At 67.9% G+C, this 15,021-nt stretch carries 11 protein-coding genes; 4 read left to right on the forward strand and 7 right to left on the reverse strand.

All coding sequences use genetic code 11. The features are described 5' to 3' along the window. Positions 1 to 42 precede the first annotated feature (42 nt). Positions 43 to 1,509 carry an amidophosphoribosyltransferase gene (gene purF, locus CXG43_RS03555; protein WP_101098711.1) on the forward strand — a complete coding sequence of 489 codons (1,467 nt, stop codon included), beginning with the start codon at positions 43 to 45 and terminating at the stop codon, positions 1,507 to 1,509. 2 nt (positions 1,510 to 1,511) lie between these two features. Continuing rightward, positions 1,512 to 2,366, forward strand: coding sequence for a ferritin-like domain-containing protein (locus CXG43_RS03560; protein ID WP_101098712.1), 855 nt, complete (start codon positions 1,512 to 1,514; stop codon positions 2,364 to 2,366). 6 nt (positions 2,367 to 2,372) lie between these two features. On the opposite strand, the gene CXG43_RS03565 is transcribed toward CXG43_RS03560, so the two are convergent. Then, entirely contained in the window at positions 2,373 to 3,854 is a 1,482-nt protein-coding gene (locus CXG43_RS03565; RefSeq protein WP_101098713.1) for a DUF2235 domain-containing protein, read from the reverse strand. Between the two features lie 292 nt (positions 3,855 to 4,146). On the opposite strand from CXG43_RS03565, the gene CXG43_RS03570 reads away from it, so the two are divergent. Together CXG43_RS03570 and CXG43_RS03575 are read left to right on the forward strand one after the other, a co-directional pair. Continuing rightward, a complete protein-coding gene (locus tag CXG43_RS03570; RefSeq protein WP_101098714.1) occupies positions 4,147 to 5,379 on the forward strand; it encodes a M12 family metallo-peptidase in 1,233 nt (410 codons plus the stop codon). Between the two features lie 222 nt (positions 5,380 to 5,601). Continuing rightward, positions 5,602 to 6,714 (forward strand): M12 family metallo-peptidase, encoded by a 1,113-nt coding sequence (locus CXG43_RS03575; RefSeq protein ID WP_101098715.1) that lies wholly within the window; start codon positions 5,602 to 5,604, stop codon positions 6,712 to 6,714. Positions 6,715 to 6,723: 9 nt separating this feature from the next. On the opposite strand, the gene lpxH is transcribed toward CXG43_RS03575, so the two are convergent. The 6 genes from lpxH to phoR all read right to left on the reverse strand — a co-directional run bounded on the left by lpxH (position 6,724) and on the right by phoR (position 15,007). Continuing rightward, positions 6,724 to 7,461, reverse strand: coding sequence for a UDP-2,3-diacylglucosamine diphosphatase (lpxH, locus tag CXG43_RS03580; RefSeq protein ID WP_101098716.1), 738 nt, complete (start codon positions 7,459 to 7,461; stop codon positions 6,724 to 6,726). Between the two features lie 45 nt (positions 7,462 to 7,506). Beyond that, complete coding sequence (locus CXG43_RS03585; protein WP_101098717.1) at positions 7,507 to 8,046, reverse strand: phosphatase PAP2 family protein; 540 nt, start codon at positions 8,044 to 8,046, stop codon at positions 7,507 to 7,509. Beyond that, on the reverse strand, positions 8,027 to 9,172 hold the full coding sequence (locus tag CXG43_RS03590; protein ID WP_101098718.1) for a glycosyltransferase family 1 protein: 1,146 nt from the start codon (positions 9,170 to 9,172) through the stop codon (positions 8,027 to 8,029). The genes CXG43_RS03585 and CXG43_RS03590 overlap by 20 nt, the downstream gene beginning before the upstream one ends. A gap of 820 nt (positions 9,173 to 9,992) precedes the next feature. Further along, entirely contained in the window at positions 9,993 to 11,516 is a 1,524-nt protein-coding gene (gene ppx / locus CXG43_RS03595; protein WP_101098719.1) for an exopolyphosphatase, read from the reverse strand. A 70-nt stretch (positions 11,517 to 11,586) separates the two neighbouring features. Continuing rightward, on the reverse strand, positions 11,587 to 13,674 hold the full coding sequence (gene ppk1 / locus CXG43_RS03600; RefSeq protein WP_101098720.1) for a polyphosphate kinase 1: 2,088 nt from the start codon (positions 13,672 to 13,674) through the stop codon (positions 11,587 to 11,589). Between the two features lie 4 nt (positions 13,675 to 13,678). Continuing rightward, on the reverse strand, positions 13,679 to 15,007 hold the full coding sequence (gene phoR / locus CXG43_RS03605; protein ID WP_101098721.1) for a phosphate regulon sensor histidine kinase PhoR: 1,329 nt from the start codon (positions 15,005 to 15,007) through the stop codon (positions 13,679 to 13,681). Positions 15,008 to 15,021: the final 14 nt, after the last annotated feature.

The following is a 15,021-nucleotide window of genomic DNA, read 5'->3' on the forward strand; positions in this document are numbered from 1 at the left end:
ACATCCCTGTAGATGGGCGCAGCCCAGCGGAGATTACGCAACATGTGTGGCATCGTCGGAATCGTCGGCAACCAGAACGTCGCCGGGCAGCTCTATGACGGCCTGACCGTCCTCCAGCATCGTGGCCAGGACGCGGCGGGCATCGCCACCGTCGACGGCACCCGCCTGCGTGTGCAGAAGGCCAACGGCCTGGTCCGCGACGTGTTCGACGCGCGCACCATGTCCACCCTGGAAGGCCGCGTCGGCATCGCCCACGTGCGCTATCCCACCGCCGGTTCCGAAGGCATGGACGAGGCCCAGCCGTTCTACGTCAATTCGCCCTATGGCATCGCGCTGGCGCACAACGGCAACCTGATCAACACCGAAGACCTGCGTCGCCAGGTGTTCGAACAGGACCGCCGCAACGTCAACACCGATTCGGACAGCGAAGTGCTGCTGAACGTGTTCGCCTACGAACTGGATGCACAGAAGCAGCTCAGCCCGGAAGCGGCGATCCGCGCGGTGTCCCACGTGCACCGTCGTTGCAAGGGCGGCTATGCGGTGGTCAGCGTGGTGCTGGGCCTGGGCCTGGTCGCCTTCCGCGATCCGCACGGCATCCGTCCGCTGGTGCTGGGCAAGCGCAGCCACGCCGAAGGCGATGAATACATCGTGGCCTCCGAATCGGCCGCGCTGGACGTGCTGGGCTTCCAGCGCATCCGCGATGTGCAGCCGGGCGAAGCGCTGGTGATCACCGCGCGCGGCGAACTGTTCTCGGAAATCTGCTCGGAGACCGCCGAACACACCCCGTGCATTTTCGAATACGTGTACTTCGCGCGGCCCGATTCGATGATCGACAACGTGTCGGTGCACAAGGCGCGCATGCGCATGGGCATCAAGCTGGGCGAGAAGATCCTGCGCCTGCGCCCGGACCACGACATCGACACCATCATCCCGATCCCGGACACCTCGCGCGATGCCGCGCTGGAGATCTCCAACACGCTCGGGGTGAAGTACCGCGAAGGCTTCATCAAGAACCGCTATATCGGCCGCACCTTCATCATGCCGGGGCAGGGCGAGCGGGTGAAATCCGTGCGCCGCAAGCTCAACCCGATCCACCTGGAGTTCCGCAACCGGGTGGTGCTGCTGGTGGATGACTCGATCGTGCGCGGCACCACCAGCCAGCAGATCGTGCAGATGGCGCGCGACGCCGGCGCCCGCAAGGTCTACCTGGCCAGCGCCGCCCCGCCGGTGCGTTACCCGAACATCTACGGCATCGACATGCCGGCCGCCGAAGAGCTGGTCGCGCACAACCGCAGCGTGGAAGAAATCGAAGCGCACCTCGGTTGCGACTGGCTGATCTACCAGGACATCGAAGACATGGAAGCGGCGGTGCGCGAAGGCAACCCGGCACTGCAGAACTTCGATTCCTCGTGCTTCAACGGGCATTACCCGACCGGCATCGAGCCGGGCTACTTCGAGCGCATCCAGCAACTGCGTTCGGACGACGCCAAGCACAAGCGCCGCGCCTGATCGTGAGCGCCACGGCCCCATGCGACGTCGATCGATCCGACGTCGCCGGTGACCTGCTGCGCGCCGCGCAGCAGTGCCTGGCCGAGGCCGACCCGCTGCGCAAGGTCGCGCTGACCCAGGCCCATGCTGCGGCCTTCCGCGCCGGTCGGCTGAAGCTGCCGGCCGATCCGCCGGCGCCGGCGCCGATCCGCATGCCCGGGCGTCCGGCCACCCTGCAGCAGGTGCACCCGCGCGACGTGCCGCGACGCAAGCTGGGTGGGGCGGAAGGGCGCGCACGTTTCATCCATGCCATCGCGCATATCGAGCTCAACGCGATCGACCTCGCCTGGGACGCGGTGTACCGCTTCCGGGGTCTGCCGTCGGCCTTCTACGCTGACTGGGTCAGTTGCGCGGACGATGAATCGCGGCATTTCCTGATGTTGCGCGGACGGCTGCAGGCGCACGGCCACGACTATGCCGATTTTCCCGCCCACAACGGGCTGTGGGAGATGTGCGAGAAGACCGCCCACGACGGATTGGCGCGCATGGCCCTGGTGCCGCGCGTGCTTGAAGCGCGTGGCCTGGATGTCACCCCGGGGCTGATCGCGAAACTGCGTGGCTGCGGCGACGAAGAGACGGCCGACGTGCTGGAGATCATCCTGCGCGAAGAAGTCGCCCACGTGGCGGCGGGCAGCCGCTGGTACCGCTGGTACTGCGAACGTGCCGGCGTGGACCCGCGTGCCCGTTTCAAGGAACTGCTGGTCGACTACGCCGGGGGCTACCTGCATGGCCCGTTCAACATCCAAGCGCGCCTGCTGGCCGGTTTCGATGCCGATGAACTGGCCGAACTGATGGAACAGGCCGAGCGCGCCGGGTAGCGGGCCTCAGACGTTGCGCAGCACGACGCGCTGGCCGTCGGCGGTGGGGCGGTTGATGTAGAACAGTCCCGGGCCGGGTCGATACGGCAGCTCGCTGACCCCCGCATCGGCGGTGTAGCTGAGTGCGGTGTCACCCAGCGCGTCGAAATTCCAGTGTGCCGACTGCATCAGGTAACGCTGTTTCAGCACTCGTTCCTGCGCCGGCTCCAGCGCTGTGCCGGCCATCAATGCAGCGGCGATCCCGCGCAGGTCCGTGGGCAATGTGCTGTCGATGCAGGCATCGGGTGCGTCCGTCCAGCGCACGCCCGCCGCCGCGGCACGCGCATGCATCAGGCGCAGCGCGATCAGCTGGTAACGCCAGTCGATCGGGCGCTTCAGCACTACCGCCGAATACACGAACAAGGTCGGCGTGGGCAGCGCGCTGTGGCTGCCTGCCTGGCGCTGGCGTACCCACTGGTGCCACGTGTCCACCCACACCACATCGGCGCCCAGCCCCAGCTGCTGCTGCCAGCGGCCGGCTTCGGCCAGTGCACGCTGGTGACTTTCGGTGCGATGCAGCCAGTCTGCCGGGGGAAGGGCGAAGTCATCCAGCCCGTGTCGCCGCACCTGCTGGCTGCGTGGACGGGTGAGCAGCTTGGGGCCCTCTTCCGTCTGGTCGTAGCCGCCACCGATATTGGCGTGTACCCCGGGCAGCCTGATTTCTTCGTGGTCCGGTGCCACCGTGGTCAGGGCAAAGTGTTCGCGATGCTCGTCGCGCGCGCTCAGCTGCAGCACCTTGCCGGCAATCCCCGCAGGCAGGTGCAGGCGCGGCGCTTCATCGGCACGGCCGCCCCTGATCGCCACTACGGTATCGAACAGCCCGATGAAGCCGATCACCGGATGGGGCAGGGTGAACGCCGGATCCACGCGCAGGCCGGCTTCGCGCAGCAGTCCTTGCCAGTGCGGTGATCCCCAGGCCGCGATCTGGTTGGCGACATCACGTGCCGCCGCGGCACCGCGCGAGAACCCGAACAGATCCACCCGGATGCCTCGCAGCGGCTGCTGCCAGTGCCGTGCGAGCTGCGCCAGCGCAGCGGGAAGCTGGGCCTGCAGGGCGCGGTTGATCTTCGCGCGGACACCGCTGGCGCCCACGCCGAAGGCCAGTCCGATCAGGTCATCAGCCTGGCCATCGCGGGTGCCGGTGCCTTCGGTATAGATCGCCACCGACGGGGCGGCGGCGCCCGCCACGCGCCCGTCGGCGTACAGCGCATGCAGCCTCGCCACGTTGGTCAGGCCGTTGTTGAAGCTGCTGGTGATGCGGCTGTGGTACGGCGAGGCGTCATCGGCCTGCCATATCGGTGGCAAGGCCTGCGGCGGACCGGGGTGGTCGCCGCCGGGACCGCGCCCGCGCGCCAGGTTACGTGCGTTGTTGCGCGTGCCGTCGAAGAACAGGCCGATCCGTAACAGGCCGCTATCGCGTGTGCTGCCGTCCCCTCGCACTGTGCTCATGGCCGCCCTCCCTTGCACGGACAGTAGCGCGGGGCCGGGTGCAAGGGAACCCTGCCAGGCCGGTGATGCCAACCACGGGGACACGTCTGCATTGCCACGGCGGTCACGTTGCTGGCGGGCATCGGTTCGATTCCCCGCCCGCGTGGCATGCCGCCACGGACACCCCGCTGCGCTGTTGCCATGCAATCGCTACACCGGTTTCGCCATGACGGGTACGCATCTGGTGCCGCGCCGATCCGTGGCTCATTTATGAAGCGTCGGCAACAGGGGAATCCGCTATGGAGAACGAACCATGTCCCATCATTCGAAATACAAGCCGCTCGCGACCGCGCTGGCCCTGCTGGTCAGCGGAGGCGCCGCTGCAGCGCCCTTGTTCGAACCTGCCGCAGGGCCTGTGACGCGTGCCGGCACCGACGCCGGCTGGGCCCACCTGCAGGCCGAACCCAGCACCGATGTCGTGCAGGCGCTGCGCATGAACGTCGCCGCACTGTCCGATGATCGGCTGGAGCTGCTGCTCGGCGAGCGGGTGCTGCAGGTACGCCGTATCAGGGAAGAAGCGGCAGCCGATGGCAGCCTGGTCTGGTATGGAGCCGAAGAGGACGCCGCCGCGCCGCTCGCCGTGTCTGCGCAAGGGGCTGCGGCGCCTGCATCGGTGATCCTGGTGCGGGCGGTCGACGGCAGCGTTACCGGGACCATCCGCCACCGCCAGCAGCGCTACGACGTGCGTCCGGTGGACAACGGGGAACACGCGCTGGTCAAGGTGGACGAGCATGGGTTGCCGCCGATGCATCCGCTGGGCATGCCGTCGCTGCCGGTGCCGCCGCCCGCGCCGGACGCGCACATCCGCAGCGGAAATCCGGGGGACTGGGCGACGATCCGGGTGCTGGTGATTGCCACCCAGGGGGCCATCAACGCCTATGGGGGCAACATGAGGGCAAAGGCCGAACTGGCCGTGGCCGAATCCAACGAGGGGTTCAAGAATGGCCGGACCAACATCAGCATGGAGCTTGCCGACTACCGCACGACCGGCTTCCCTGATGGGCGCATGGGGGATGACCTGGGAAGGCTGCAGAGCCCGGGCGACGGCCAGCTGGATGAGGTGCACGCCCTGCGCGATGCTGCCCGGGCCGATGTCGTGGTGATGCTGACCGATGGCAAGGATGCATGTGGCGTGGGCTATATCAACGCGCCGGCCTCGCATGCCTTCGCCGTTGTCGGCTGGCGCTGCGCCACCGGAAATTATTCCTTCGCCCACGAAGTCGGCCACGTGCTGGGCGCCAACCATGACCGTGCCAACGCCTCCGGCTCGCCTTATCCCTACGGACACGGCTACCAGTTCAGCCTGGGCAGCGGCGAGCGTTTCCGCACCATCATGTCCTACGACTGCCCGGGCGGCTGTACGCGCATCAATAGCTGGTCCAACCCGGACATCACCTACGGTGGCGCCCGCACCGGTGATGCGGCCACCGCGGACAACCAGCGGGTGCTGGTGCAGCGCAAGCACGTGGTCGCCGGATTCCGCTGAGCTTGCTGCGCCTTTGCTGGAAGGGTCGGGTCCCCGCGTCACGCCTCCGGGCGTGGCGCGCACAGCGCGGCCCCGCTGCGCCCCGGCGTTATCGGGCTGCCAGAGGCGGCGTTTCCTGATGGATCCGCGCCGGCGACCGCCGCGTAATGGCCTCATGCGCGGCGAAGTCCGCAGTGTCCGGAGTCGGATGCTGATTCGCCGTAGTGCCCACAGGAGGCCATCATGCTGCACTCCCGTCTTCTCCCCGGCCTGCTCCTGGCCGGTACATCGTTGGCATCTGCCGCCGCCCCGTCGCTGAGGCTGCAGGAGGCTGCCGCCTCTGCCCTGCATGCCGGGACACCGGCATTGATGCTCGAGATCGAGGGCCGGCCGGTCGCCGTGCGACGCGAACATTCCCGCGCGTTGCCTACGGGGGACGTGGCATGGAGTGGCAGCTGGGACGCCACCGGACAGGCTGCGGGGGGCGAGCTCAGCCTGGTGCGATCCCCGGCGGGAATCACGGCGGTCGTGCACAGGGGCGAAGACCTGCTGCGCATCGTTCCGGTCGGTGGTGGCCGGCACCAGACCCTGCCGCTGGCCACCCGCCAAGTGCCGATGCATCCTCCGGGTGACATCCCGATGGGGCCGCTGGAGCCATCCGCCGTCGACCCGGCAGGCACCGCGCCGACCAGCAGGGTCCGGCTGCTCGTGGTAGCCACGGCCGACGCGGTGGCCGGCTACCCCGGTGACCTGCGGGCACTGGCCGAACTGTCCATTGCCGAATCCAACCTCACCTACCAGCGCAGCGGCGTGGACATGGACCTGGAACTGGCGGGGTACGTGGTCACGCCTTATGAGGAAAGCGGCAACATGGAGCAGGACCTGAGGCGCCTGCGCTCGCCTGGTGACGGCTACATGGACGAGGTACACGCGCTGCGCGACCAGCACGCGGCCGATGTCGTTCTGCTGCTGATGAATCGTGCGTTCGCCTGCGGGCTCGCCGATCAGATCGGGGCGGACGCCGACGGTGCGTTCGTTGCCGTGCTGGAGCAATGCGCTGCGGGAGAGTATGTCCTTGCCCATGAAATCGGGCATCTGGCAGGCGCCCGGCACGACATCAAGCGCGATCCGGCAGCAGCCCCGTTCGCCTTCGGCCATGGGTACTGGTACCAGCCACCGCGTGCACTGGGATGGCGGACGGTGATGTCCTACGACTGCCCGACCGGCTGCCGGCGCATCCCCTACTGGTCCAGCCCGGACCTGTTGCACGAAGGCCAGGCCACCGGGAACCGCAACGAAGCGGACAACCGCCGTGTGCTGGAACTCACCCGCGCGAAGATCGCCGGCTTCCGCTGAGCAGGAGCATCACAGTGCCTGCAGCGACATCCTATCGGAGGTGACCCGCAGCACCGAACCCTGCTCATACCAGTCGCCCAGCACGATGCGCGTGCGTGCCTGGCCGCCTGCCATCAGCGAATGCACGGCGGGGCGATGGGTATGGCCGTGGATCATCGTGTCCACGCCGAAGCGGATGAAGGTCGCATCCACCTCGGCCGGTGCCACGTCGGTGACGGTTTCGAACTGCGCGCGATCTCCCTGCTTCATTTCCGACTGGCGGCTCTGGCTGGCATCGCGTGCCTTCTGTGCGAACGCGATGCGCGCGGCCAGCGGCTGTGCCAGGAACTGGGCCTGGAACGCCGGGTCGCGGGTCTGCGCACGGAACTGCTGGTAAGGCAGGTCATCGGTACACAGCAGGTCGCCATGCTGCAGCAGCACCGGGGTGCCATACAGGTCGATCACGCTGGGATCGGGCAGGATGCGCATGCCGGCGCGGGCGGCGTACTGCTCGCCCAGCAGGAAGTCGCGGTTGCCGCGGATGAAGTACACCGGCACGCCGGCATCGGACACCTCCTTCAGCGCCGCTGCCACCGCATCGGCCGCCGCTGAAGGCGTGTCGTCACCGATCCAGGCTTCGAACAGATCGCCCAGGATGTACAGCGCGTCCGCTTCAAGCGCTTCGCTGCGCAGGAAGGCAAGGAAGAGATCGGTGATGGCCGGACGGCTCGCGTCCAGGTGCAGGTCGGAAATGAACAGCGTGGTCATGCGCCTATTGTAGGCAAGACATCCGATGCGTGTGGGGATGGGGGATCACGCGCCCAACGGCAGCCAGCCCAGGCTGGCCCACGCCAGCAGCAGCGCGATACCGGTGGCGGCCAGGACATCGCTGGGGTAGTGCAGGCCCAGCACCACGCGCGATGCCGCCACGCCCAGCGTGAACGGCACCAGCAGCGGCGCCAGCCACGGGTAATAGAACAGGGCCACAGCAGTGAAGGAGACCGCATGCAGGGTGTGGCCGGAGGGGAAGCTGAACTCGTCCAGCGGGGCCACCCAGGCGCGGATACGCAGGTCGGCCTTGTAGGGCCGCGGGCGCCGGGTCCAGCGCTTGAGCCCCTTGTACATCAACAGCGCGGCCAGGCCGGTGGCGGCCATGTGGGTACTGGCGCGAAGCCCTTCCATGCCATCCAGCAACACCAGCGCACCCATCAGCACGTACCAGAACACGCCATCACCCAGCCGGCTGATCACCGCGAACAGCGAGCGCATGCGACGGCGGCGGCAGTACAGGTTGGCACGGCGGCACCAGCGGGTTTCGCGGCCGATCAACAGGTCAAGCGGCGTGGTGCGCATGCAGCCTCCGGGCGTGGGCGAGTTCGGACAGCAGGGCATCGAATTCGGCTACCACCTGCTGTGGATGCAGGCGCTTCATGTCCCGCGCCGCCTGCTGGCCAAGGCTGGCGCGCAGTGTGTCATCGCCGGCAAAGCGCAGCGCGGCTTCGACGAACTGGTCGTCGGTATCCACCGCCGCGCCATTCTCGCCATCGCGCAGGTATTCGCGCGCGGCGCCGTAATCGAAGGCCACCGTGGCCAGTCCACTGGCCATCGCTTCAAGGGTCACGTTGCCGAACGTCTCGCTGCGGCTGGGAAACAGGAACAGGTCACCACTGGCGAAATGGCGCGACAGCGCTTCGCCGCGCTGCACGCCGCAGAACAGGAAATCAGGATTGTCGTGGGCCAGTTTTTCGCGGGCCGGTCCATCGCCGACCAGCACGAAGCGTGCTTTGGGGCGCTGCTGCTGCAGCCGGCGGAAGGCCTTCACCGCAAGACCCAGGTTCTTTTCCGCGGCGATGCGCCCGACGTAGATCGCGGCAAAACCATTGCCCTCGATACCCCATTCTTCGCGCAGCGCCGGATCGCGCTTGGCCGGATCGAACTGTTGGCTGTCCACCGCGCGGGCCAGCAGCCGGACCCGTTCGAAGCCTTCGCCGGCGAGGAAATCCTGCAGTTCCCGGGTGGGCACCAGGGTGGCATCGGCCTGGTTGTGGAAGCGGCGCATCCAGCGCAGCGCCGCGGCCTGCAGCCATGCCACGCCGTAGTCAGGCAGGTATTCGTCGAAGCGGGTATGGAAGCCGGTGGCGACCGGGATGCCGAGCCGGCGCGCGCAGCGCAGGGCCGACCAGCCCAGCGGGCCCTCGGTTGCGATGTAGACCGCATCGGGGCGTCGGGCCTGCCACTGGCGGCCGAGCCGGACAGGCGCGGGCAGGCCGAAGCGCAGGCCGGGATAACGGGGCAGGGCGGCACCGGGAACCAGCAGCGTGCCGTCCCGCTGCTCGGCGTCGCCGTCGGCGTGCTGGCGCGGTCGCACCAGGTCGACCTCGTGCCCGGCCTGGCGCAGGCCCATCTCCAACCCCTGCACGGTCAGGGCCACGCCGTTCACTTCCGGAGGATAGGTCTCGGTGACGATCGCGTAGCGCATGGGGCTCTCCCGTTTGTGCGCATGCTCGTCGTTGGGCATGTCCCGGGCATGACCGGATTGCGACCGTCGCGTTACCGGGCGAACGGGTGGGAACCCCTCGCGGGTGGCTTTGGAGCTGCATCTGGGGTGGGCCGGGCGGTGGGGCTGTGCGGGGGACGGCAAAAGCCGCTCCTGCGGGCCTCGTTTCGCGCCATCCATGGCGCGGGTACACGTCATCGCATTCGCGCTGCCGCTCCCACGCCTTGCTTCGCAAACCGCAGGCCCCGTCTCACCAGCACCCACACCCCGCCGCTTCGCGGCCGCCCCTGACTCAGGGGCTTCCTCCCCCAGATGGGCTACTGTCATCGGTAGCGCCGACCCATGGTCGGCGAGCGCAGCGGGCCGTTGGCGGGAGAGTCCGCCGACCATGGGTCGGGTCCGCGTCATCGCATTCGCGCTGCCGCTCCCACGCCTTGCTGCGCAAACCGCGGGCCCCGTCTCACCAGCACCCACACCCCGCCGCTTCGCGGCCGCCCCTGACTCAGGGGCTTCCTCCCCCCGAAACGGCACGGCGCCCTGGTAGCGCCGAGCCATGCTCGGAGGAAACCATCAGACCTCATTCCCCCACAATCCGCCGACCATGGGTCGGCGCTACCGATGGTCCCATGGCCGTCATGGACCTGTCGAAGGTGGGGCGGGGTGGCTGTGCAGGACCGTCTTTTCGCAAGGATGCGAAAAGCGAGCCCCCATGGATGGGTTCACGGCGTGTCCTGCACAGCCACCCCGCCCACCAGCAAGCAGCCCTGCAGCTGTTGCCGTTGCCGTTGCCCGCGCTCCCGACTCAGGCCACGAACGGTTTGAACTGCAGCCCCAGGCCGGTCATGCCGTCCACTTCGCCGATCAGGTCGGCGCGCAGCAGCGGCCGTGGGTCGATGAAACTCTGCGGCACGATCAGCGACAGCCGGTCGTCCTCCGCGGTGATTTCCAGCACCGGCAGCGGCGTGGATTCGTGAGCGCGGTTGACCAGCACCGCCAGACGCAGCAACGCGGCCAACCGGCGCGCCGGTACCACCAGGCGCTCGGGAAGTGCCTCGAACGCGCTCTTGGGCACGTTGCGGCGGTGCGTGCGTACCAGTGCGGCCAGCATCTGCTGTTCCTGCCGCGAGAACCCGGCGATGTCCGAGTTTTCCAGCAGGTAGCTGCCGTGGGTGTGGTAACCGCTGTGCGCGATCATCAGCCCCATTTCATGCAGACGCGCAGCCCAGGACAGCATGCGGGCATCATCGGCTTCGAGCTTCCAGCTCTCCCGGACCTGGTCGAACAGAGACAGAGCCGTGCTCTGCACGCGATCGGCCTGCGCCACGTCGATGTCATAGCGCACGGTCAAGGTATCCACCGACACATCGCGTGGATCGTTCTCGCCGGCGCGGCCGACGATGTCGTACAGGATGCCTTCGCGCATGGCCGCCTTGCTGACCAGCAGCTTCTGCAGGCCGAGCGCCTGGAAGGCCGCTTCCAGCACCAGCACCCCACCGGCGATGATCGGCCGGCGGTCGCTGCCCAGCCCGGGCAGCACGATGTCATCGATCTTCTTGGCCTTCAGCAGTTCATCGCGCAGCTGCGGCAGCGCCTCGGCGGTGATCGCGCCCTTGCTCAGCTTCATCGCCGCGCAGATCTCGCTGATCGCCTTGTGGGTGCCCGATGAGCCCAGCGCCTCGTCCCAGCCGAGCGCCCGGTACTTGCTGGCAAATGGCTGGAACTCGCGGCCGATTTCAGCCAGCGCATCCTTCCAGCGCTTGCGGCTGAGCTTGCCACCGGGGAAGAAGCGCCGGGTGCTGGCGATGCAGCCGGCCTGCAGGCTTTCGCGTTCCAGGGTCTGCATGCCCGAGCCGATGATGAATTCGGTGGAGCCGCCGCCGATGTCGATCACCAGCCGGCGCTGGTCGGCCTTGGGCGGCTGCGCATGCGCCACGCCCAGGTAGATCAAGCGCGCTTCTTCGCGCCCGCTGACCACTTCGATGGCATGCCCCAGCGCGGTTTCGGCCGGCATCAGGAACGCCTGCGGCGAGCGCAGCTGGCGCACGGTGTTGGTGGCCAGGGCGCGCACGCGGTGCGAGGGCACGTCGCGGATGCGCTGGCCGAAGCGGGCCAGGCATTCCAGCGCGCGCTGTCGCGCCTCGCTGGACAGGCCGCCTTTGCCATCCAGGCCGTCGGCCATGCGCACGGTCTCGCGCAGGCGGTCGACCACCCGCAGCTGCCCCAGCGTATAGCGGGCGATGACCATGTGGAAACTGTTGGAGCCGATGTCGATGGCGGCCAGCAGGTCGCCATCTTGCAGGGTCGGGGAAGTCGATGTGTGCGGCATGCGCGAATGGTAGCCGAAGGCGGGTGCCGCTCGTCACCGCGCCTTCTTCACGCTGCCGGATCGGCAGCGCTCACAGGCCCTGCATCAGGCCCATCTGTGCCGAATGCGGGGCCTCGTCGTGCGCCGGTGCCAGCTTCACGTAGCGGCCGTCGGCCTGCAGTTCCCACGCGTTGAGGTTGTCGTCCAGGTAGTTCTGCAGCACCTCGCGGTACACCCGTCGTGCCAGTGCCGGGTCGAGGATCGGGAAGGCGGTCTCCACGCGCCGCAGCAGGTTGCGCTCCAGCCAGTCCGCGCTGGCGCAGTACAGTTCCGGTGCGCCGGCATTGCCGAACCAGTAGACCCGGCTGTGTTCCAGGAAGCGGCCGACGATGGAGCGCACGCGGATGTTGTCCGACACCCCCGGCACGCCGGGACGCAGCGTGCAGGCGCCACGCACGATCAGGTCGATCTGCACGCCGGCCTGCGAGGCGGCATACAGCGCGCGTACCACCTGCGGTTCGTTGAGGGCGTTCATCTTGGCGATGATGCGCGCCGGCCGTCCGGATTCGGCGATCGCCTTCTCGCGCTCGATACGCTTGAGCACCCCGGTGTGCAGGGTGAACGGCGATTGCAGCAGGTGCTTCAGCTTGGCCTTCGACGCCAGCCCGGACAGCTGCTGGAACAGCAGGTGCACGTCGTTGCCGATATCCGCATCGGCGGTGATCAGGCTGATGTCGGTGTACGCGCGCGCGGTGCCGCTGTGGTAATTGCCGGTGCCCAGGTGCACGTAGCGGCGCAGCTTGCGGCCTTCGCGGCGCACGATCAGCAGCATCTTGGCGTGGGTCTTGAAGCCCACCACGCCGTACACCACCTGCACGCCGGCTTCCTGCAGGCGATCGGCCAGGCCCAGGTTGGCCTCTTCATCGAAGCGCGCGCGCAGCTCCACCACCACGGTCACGTCCTTGCCATTGCGGGCCGCCTGGATCAGCGCCTCCACGATCAGCGAGTCCTTGCCGGTGCGGTACAGGGTCTGCTTGATCGCCAGTACGTTCGGGTCGGTCGCCGCCTGCTTGATGACGTCCAGCACTGCGGTGAAGGCATCGAACGGATGATGCAGCAGCACGTCCTGGCGCGCGACGATATCGAAGATGCCGTCTGAATCGCGCAGCGTACGCGGGGTCATCGGCGGGTACTTCAGGTCCGGCCGCGGCACCACGTCGTACAGCTGGATGACGCGGTTGAGGTTGACCGGTCCATCGATGTAATACACCGCGTTTTCGGTCAGGCCGAAGTTCTGCAGCAGCGTGCGCACGATGTCGCGCGGGGTGTCCTGGGCGATCTCCAGCCGCACCGCCGGCCGGTAGCCACGGTCCACCAGCTCGTCGCGCAGGGCCAGCGCGAGGTTCTCGACTTCTTCCTCGTCCACCACCAGTTCGGAATTGCGGGTGACGCGGAACTGGTAGGCGCCTTCCACTTCCATGCCCGGGAACAGCTCATCGACGAAGGCCGACAGCATCGAGGACAGGAACACGAAGTTGCGGCCCTCGCCCAGCGATTCGGGCAGTTCGATGATGCGCGGCAGCGAGCGCGGTGCGCGCACGATCGCCAGGTGGCCACTGCGGCCGAACGCATCCACGCCTTTCAGCACCACCACGATGTTCAGTGATTTGTTGAGGATCTTCGGGAACGGATGCACCGGGTCCAGGCCAAGCGGCGACAGCACCGGCATGATCTCGTTGCGGAAGTAGGCGCGCAGCCAGCGCTTCTGGCGGTGGTTCCACGAATGGCGGCCGAGCACGCCGATGCCGGCGTCCTGCAGTGCCGGGCGCAGCACCTCGTTCCAGCAGCGGTACTGCTGGTCCACCAGTTCTGCGGCACGGTCATGGATGGCGGTGAGGATCGCCTGCGGGCTCATGCCATCCGGCGCCGGCGGCAGCCCGAACTCCTGCGCGTGGCGCACCGCCGCGGCGCGGATTTCGAAGAACTCGTCCAGGTTGGTGCAGGAAATGCACATGAAGCGCAGGCGTTCCAGCAGCGGCACCTGCGGGTCGAGCGCCTGCGCCAGTACGCGGAAGTTGAAATCCAGCTGGGAGAGTTCGCGGTTGATGTACAGCGCCGGATCCCGCAGTGAATCGGAGTCCGGCTGCGGCACGACGGGGAGGGATCCTGGGCTGCTCATGGGGTCAATCTTCGGCATGGAGGGAGGCGGCCACATCGCGCGCGCGGACATGCGACGCATCGAAATGGCAGGAGAACGTGGAGCCCTTGCCGACCTCGCTCTGGATCTCCAGGCGGGCGTGGTGCAGGCCAAGGATGTGCTTGACGATGGACAGGCCCAGGCCGGTGCCACCGCTCTCGCGCGAACGGCTGCTGGATACGCGGTAGAAACGTTCGGTCAGTCGCGGCAGGTGGTTGGCCGGGATGCCATAGCCGGTATCGCGCACGGCCAGTACCACGCCGTCGCCTTCGCGGCTGAAGGTCACCCGCACCTGGCCTTCTGCCGGGGTGTAGCGCACCGCATTGGTGACCAGGTTGGAGAATGCGCTGTGCAGTTCCTTGATCGACCCCAGCAGGTCCACCCCGGCGTGGTCTTCCACGGTGATCTGGTGGCGGCCCTGGCTGTGGGCTTCGGCTTCGCGGCGCAGCGTGGCCAGCATCGGCAGCATGGCCACCACTTCGGCATCGCCGGCTTCCTGCGATTCCAGCCGCGACAGGGTCAACAGGTCTTCCACCAGCTGGGCCATGCGCTGGCTCTGCTTGCGCATTTCTTCCAGCATCGGGCCGGTGCCCGGGAAGTCCTCGGGGTCCATCATGTCCAGGTAACCGTGCACCACGGTCAGCGGCGTGCGCAGTTCGTGCGATACGTTGGCCACGAAGTCGCGGCGCACCTGTTCCAGCCGCAGCAGCTTGCTGACATCACGCGCGATCAGCAGCCAGTGATCAGCCGAATAGGGGATCAGGCGCAGGTTGAGGCGGATCGCCGGATCGACCGGCGAGGGCACGTCCAGGATCGGTTCGGCGTTGCGTCCACCGGCCAGCCAGTGGGCCAGCGGCATCGGCTGCAGGCGCTGCACCAGCGCCTGGCCCAGGTCACCGGGATGGTGCAGGCCGAGCAGGGTGGTGGCCGCTTCGTTGAACCACTGCACGCGCTGGCTGTTGCGATCCAGCACCACCACCGCATCGGGCAGCGCGGCCGCCGCGGCACGGTAGCTGCGCAGCATGTCCAGCAGGCGGCGCTTGCGCACGCGCATTTCATGCTGGTTGCGCGATACCACGCGGTCGAGTTCATTCCAGACCCCGGCACCGTCGGCGATCTCCCAGCGCTGGCGCGCGGTCAGCCGGCCGAGCACCCGGCGCAGCCGCCAGTAGTGCCAGGCCAGCGCGCCGATGGCGGCGATCGCCAGTCCCATCCACGCATCACCGAGCGCCCAACCCGCCAGCCCGGACAACACCAGCACCATGGTCAGGGTGGCCAGGGTCTTGAACCAGGCCGAACGGATGTGACGCGGCATTGCGGTACCAGTGA

Source organism: Stenotrophomonas sp. Bg11-02, assembly GCF_002836635.1.
GTDB classification, from domain to species: domain Bacteria; phylum Pseudomonadota; class Gammaproteobacteria; order Xanthomonadales; family Xanthomonadaceae; genus Stenotrophomonas; species Stenotrophomonas lacuserhaii.

Coding starts and splice junctions, on each gene's coding strand:
- phoR (WP_101098721.1), bottom strand. CDS start 15,007: ATGCCGCGTCACATCCGTTCGGCCTGGTTCAAGACCCTGGCCACCCTG.
- CXG43_RS03585 (WP_101098717.1), bottom strand. CDS start 8,046: ATGCGCACCACGCCGCTTGACCTGTTGATCGGCCGCGAAACCCGCTGG.
- CXG43_RS03570 (WP_101098714.1), top strand. CDS start 4,147: ATGTCCCATCATTCGAAATACAAGCCGCTCGCGACCGCGCTGGCCCTG.
- CXG43_RS03565 (WP_101098713.1), bottom strand. CDS start 3,854: ATGAGCACAGTGCGAGGGGACGGCAGCACACGCGATAGCGGCCTGTTA.
- ppx (WP_101098719.1), bottom strand. CDS start 11,516: ATGCCGCACACATCGACTTCCCCGACCCTGCAAGATGGCGACCTGCTG.
- purF (WP_101098711.1), top strand. CDS start 43: ATGTGTGGCATCGTCGGAATCGTCGGCAACCAGAACGTCGCCGGGCAG.
- lpxH (WP_101098716.1), bottom strand. CDS start 7,461: ATGACCACGCTGTTCATTTCCGACCTGCACCTGGACGCGAGCCGTCCG.
- CXG43_RS03590 (WP_101098718.1), bottom strand. CDS start 9,172: ATGCGCTACGCGATCGTCACCGAGACCTATCCTCCGGAAGTGAACGGC.
- ppk1 (WP_101098720.1), bottom strand. CDS start 13,674: ATGAGCAGCCCAGGATCCCTCCCCGTCGTGCCGCAGCCGGACTCCGAT.
- CXG43_RS03575 (WP_101098715.1), top strand. CDS start 5,602: ATGCTGCACTCCCGTCTTCTCCCCGGCCTGCTCCTGGCCGGTACATCG.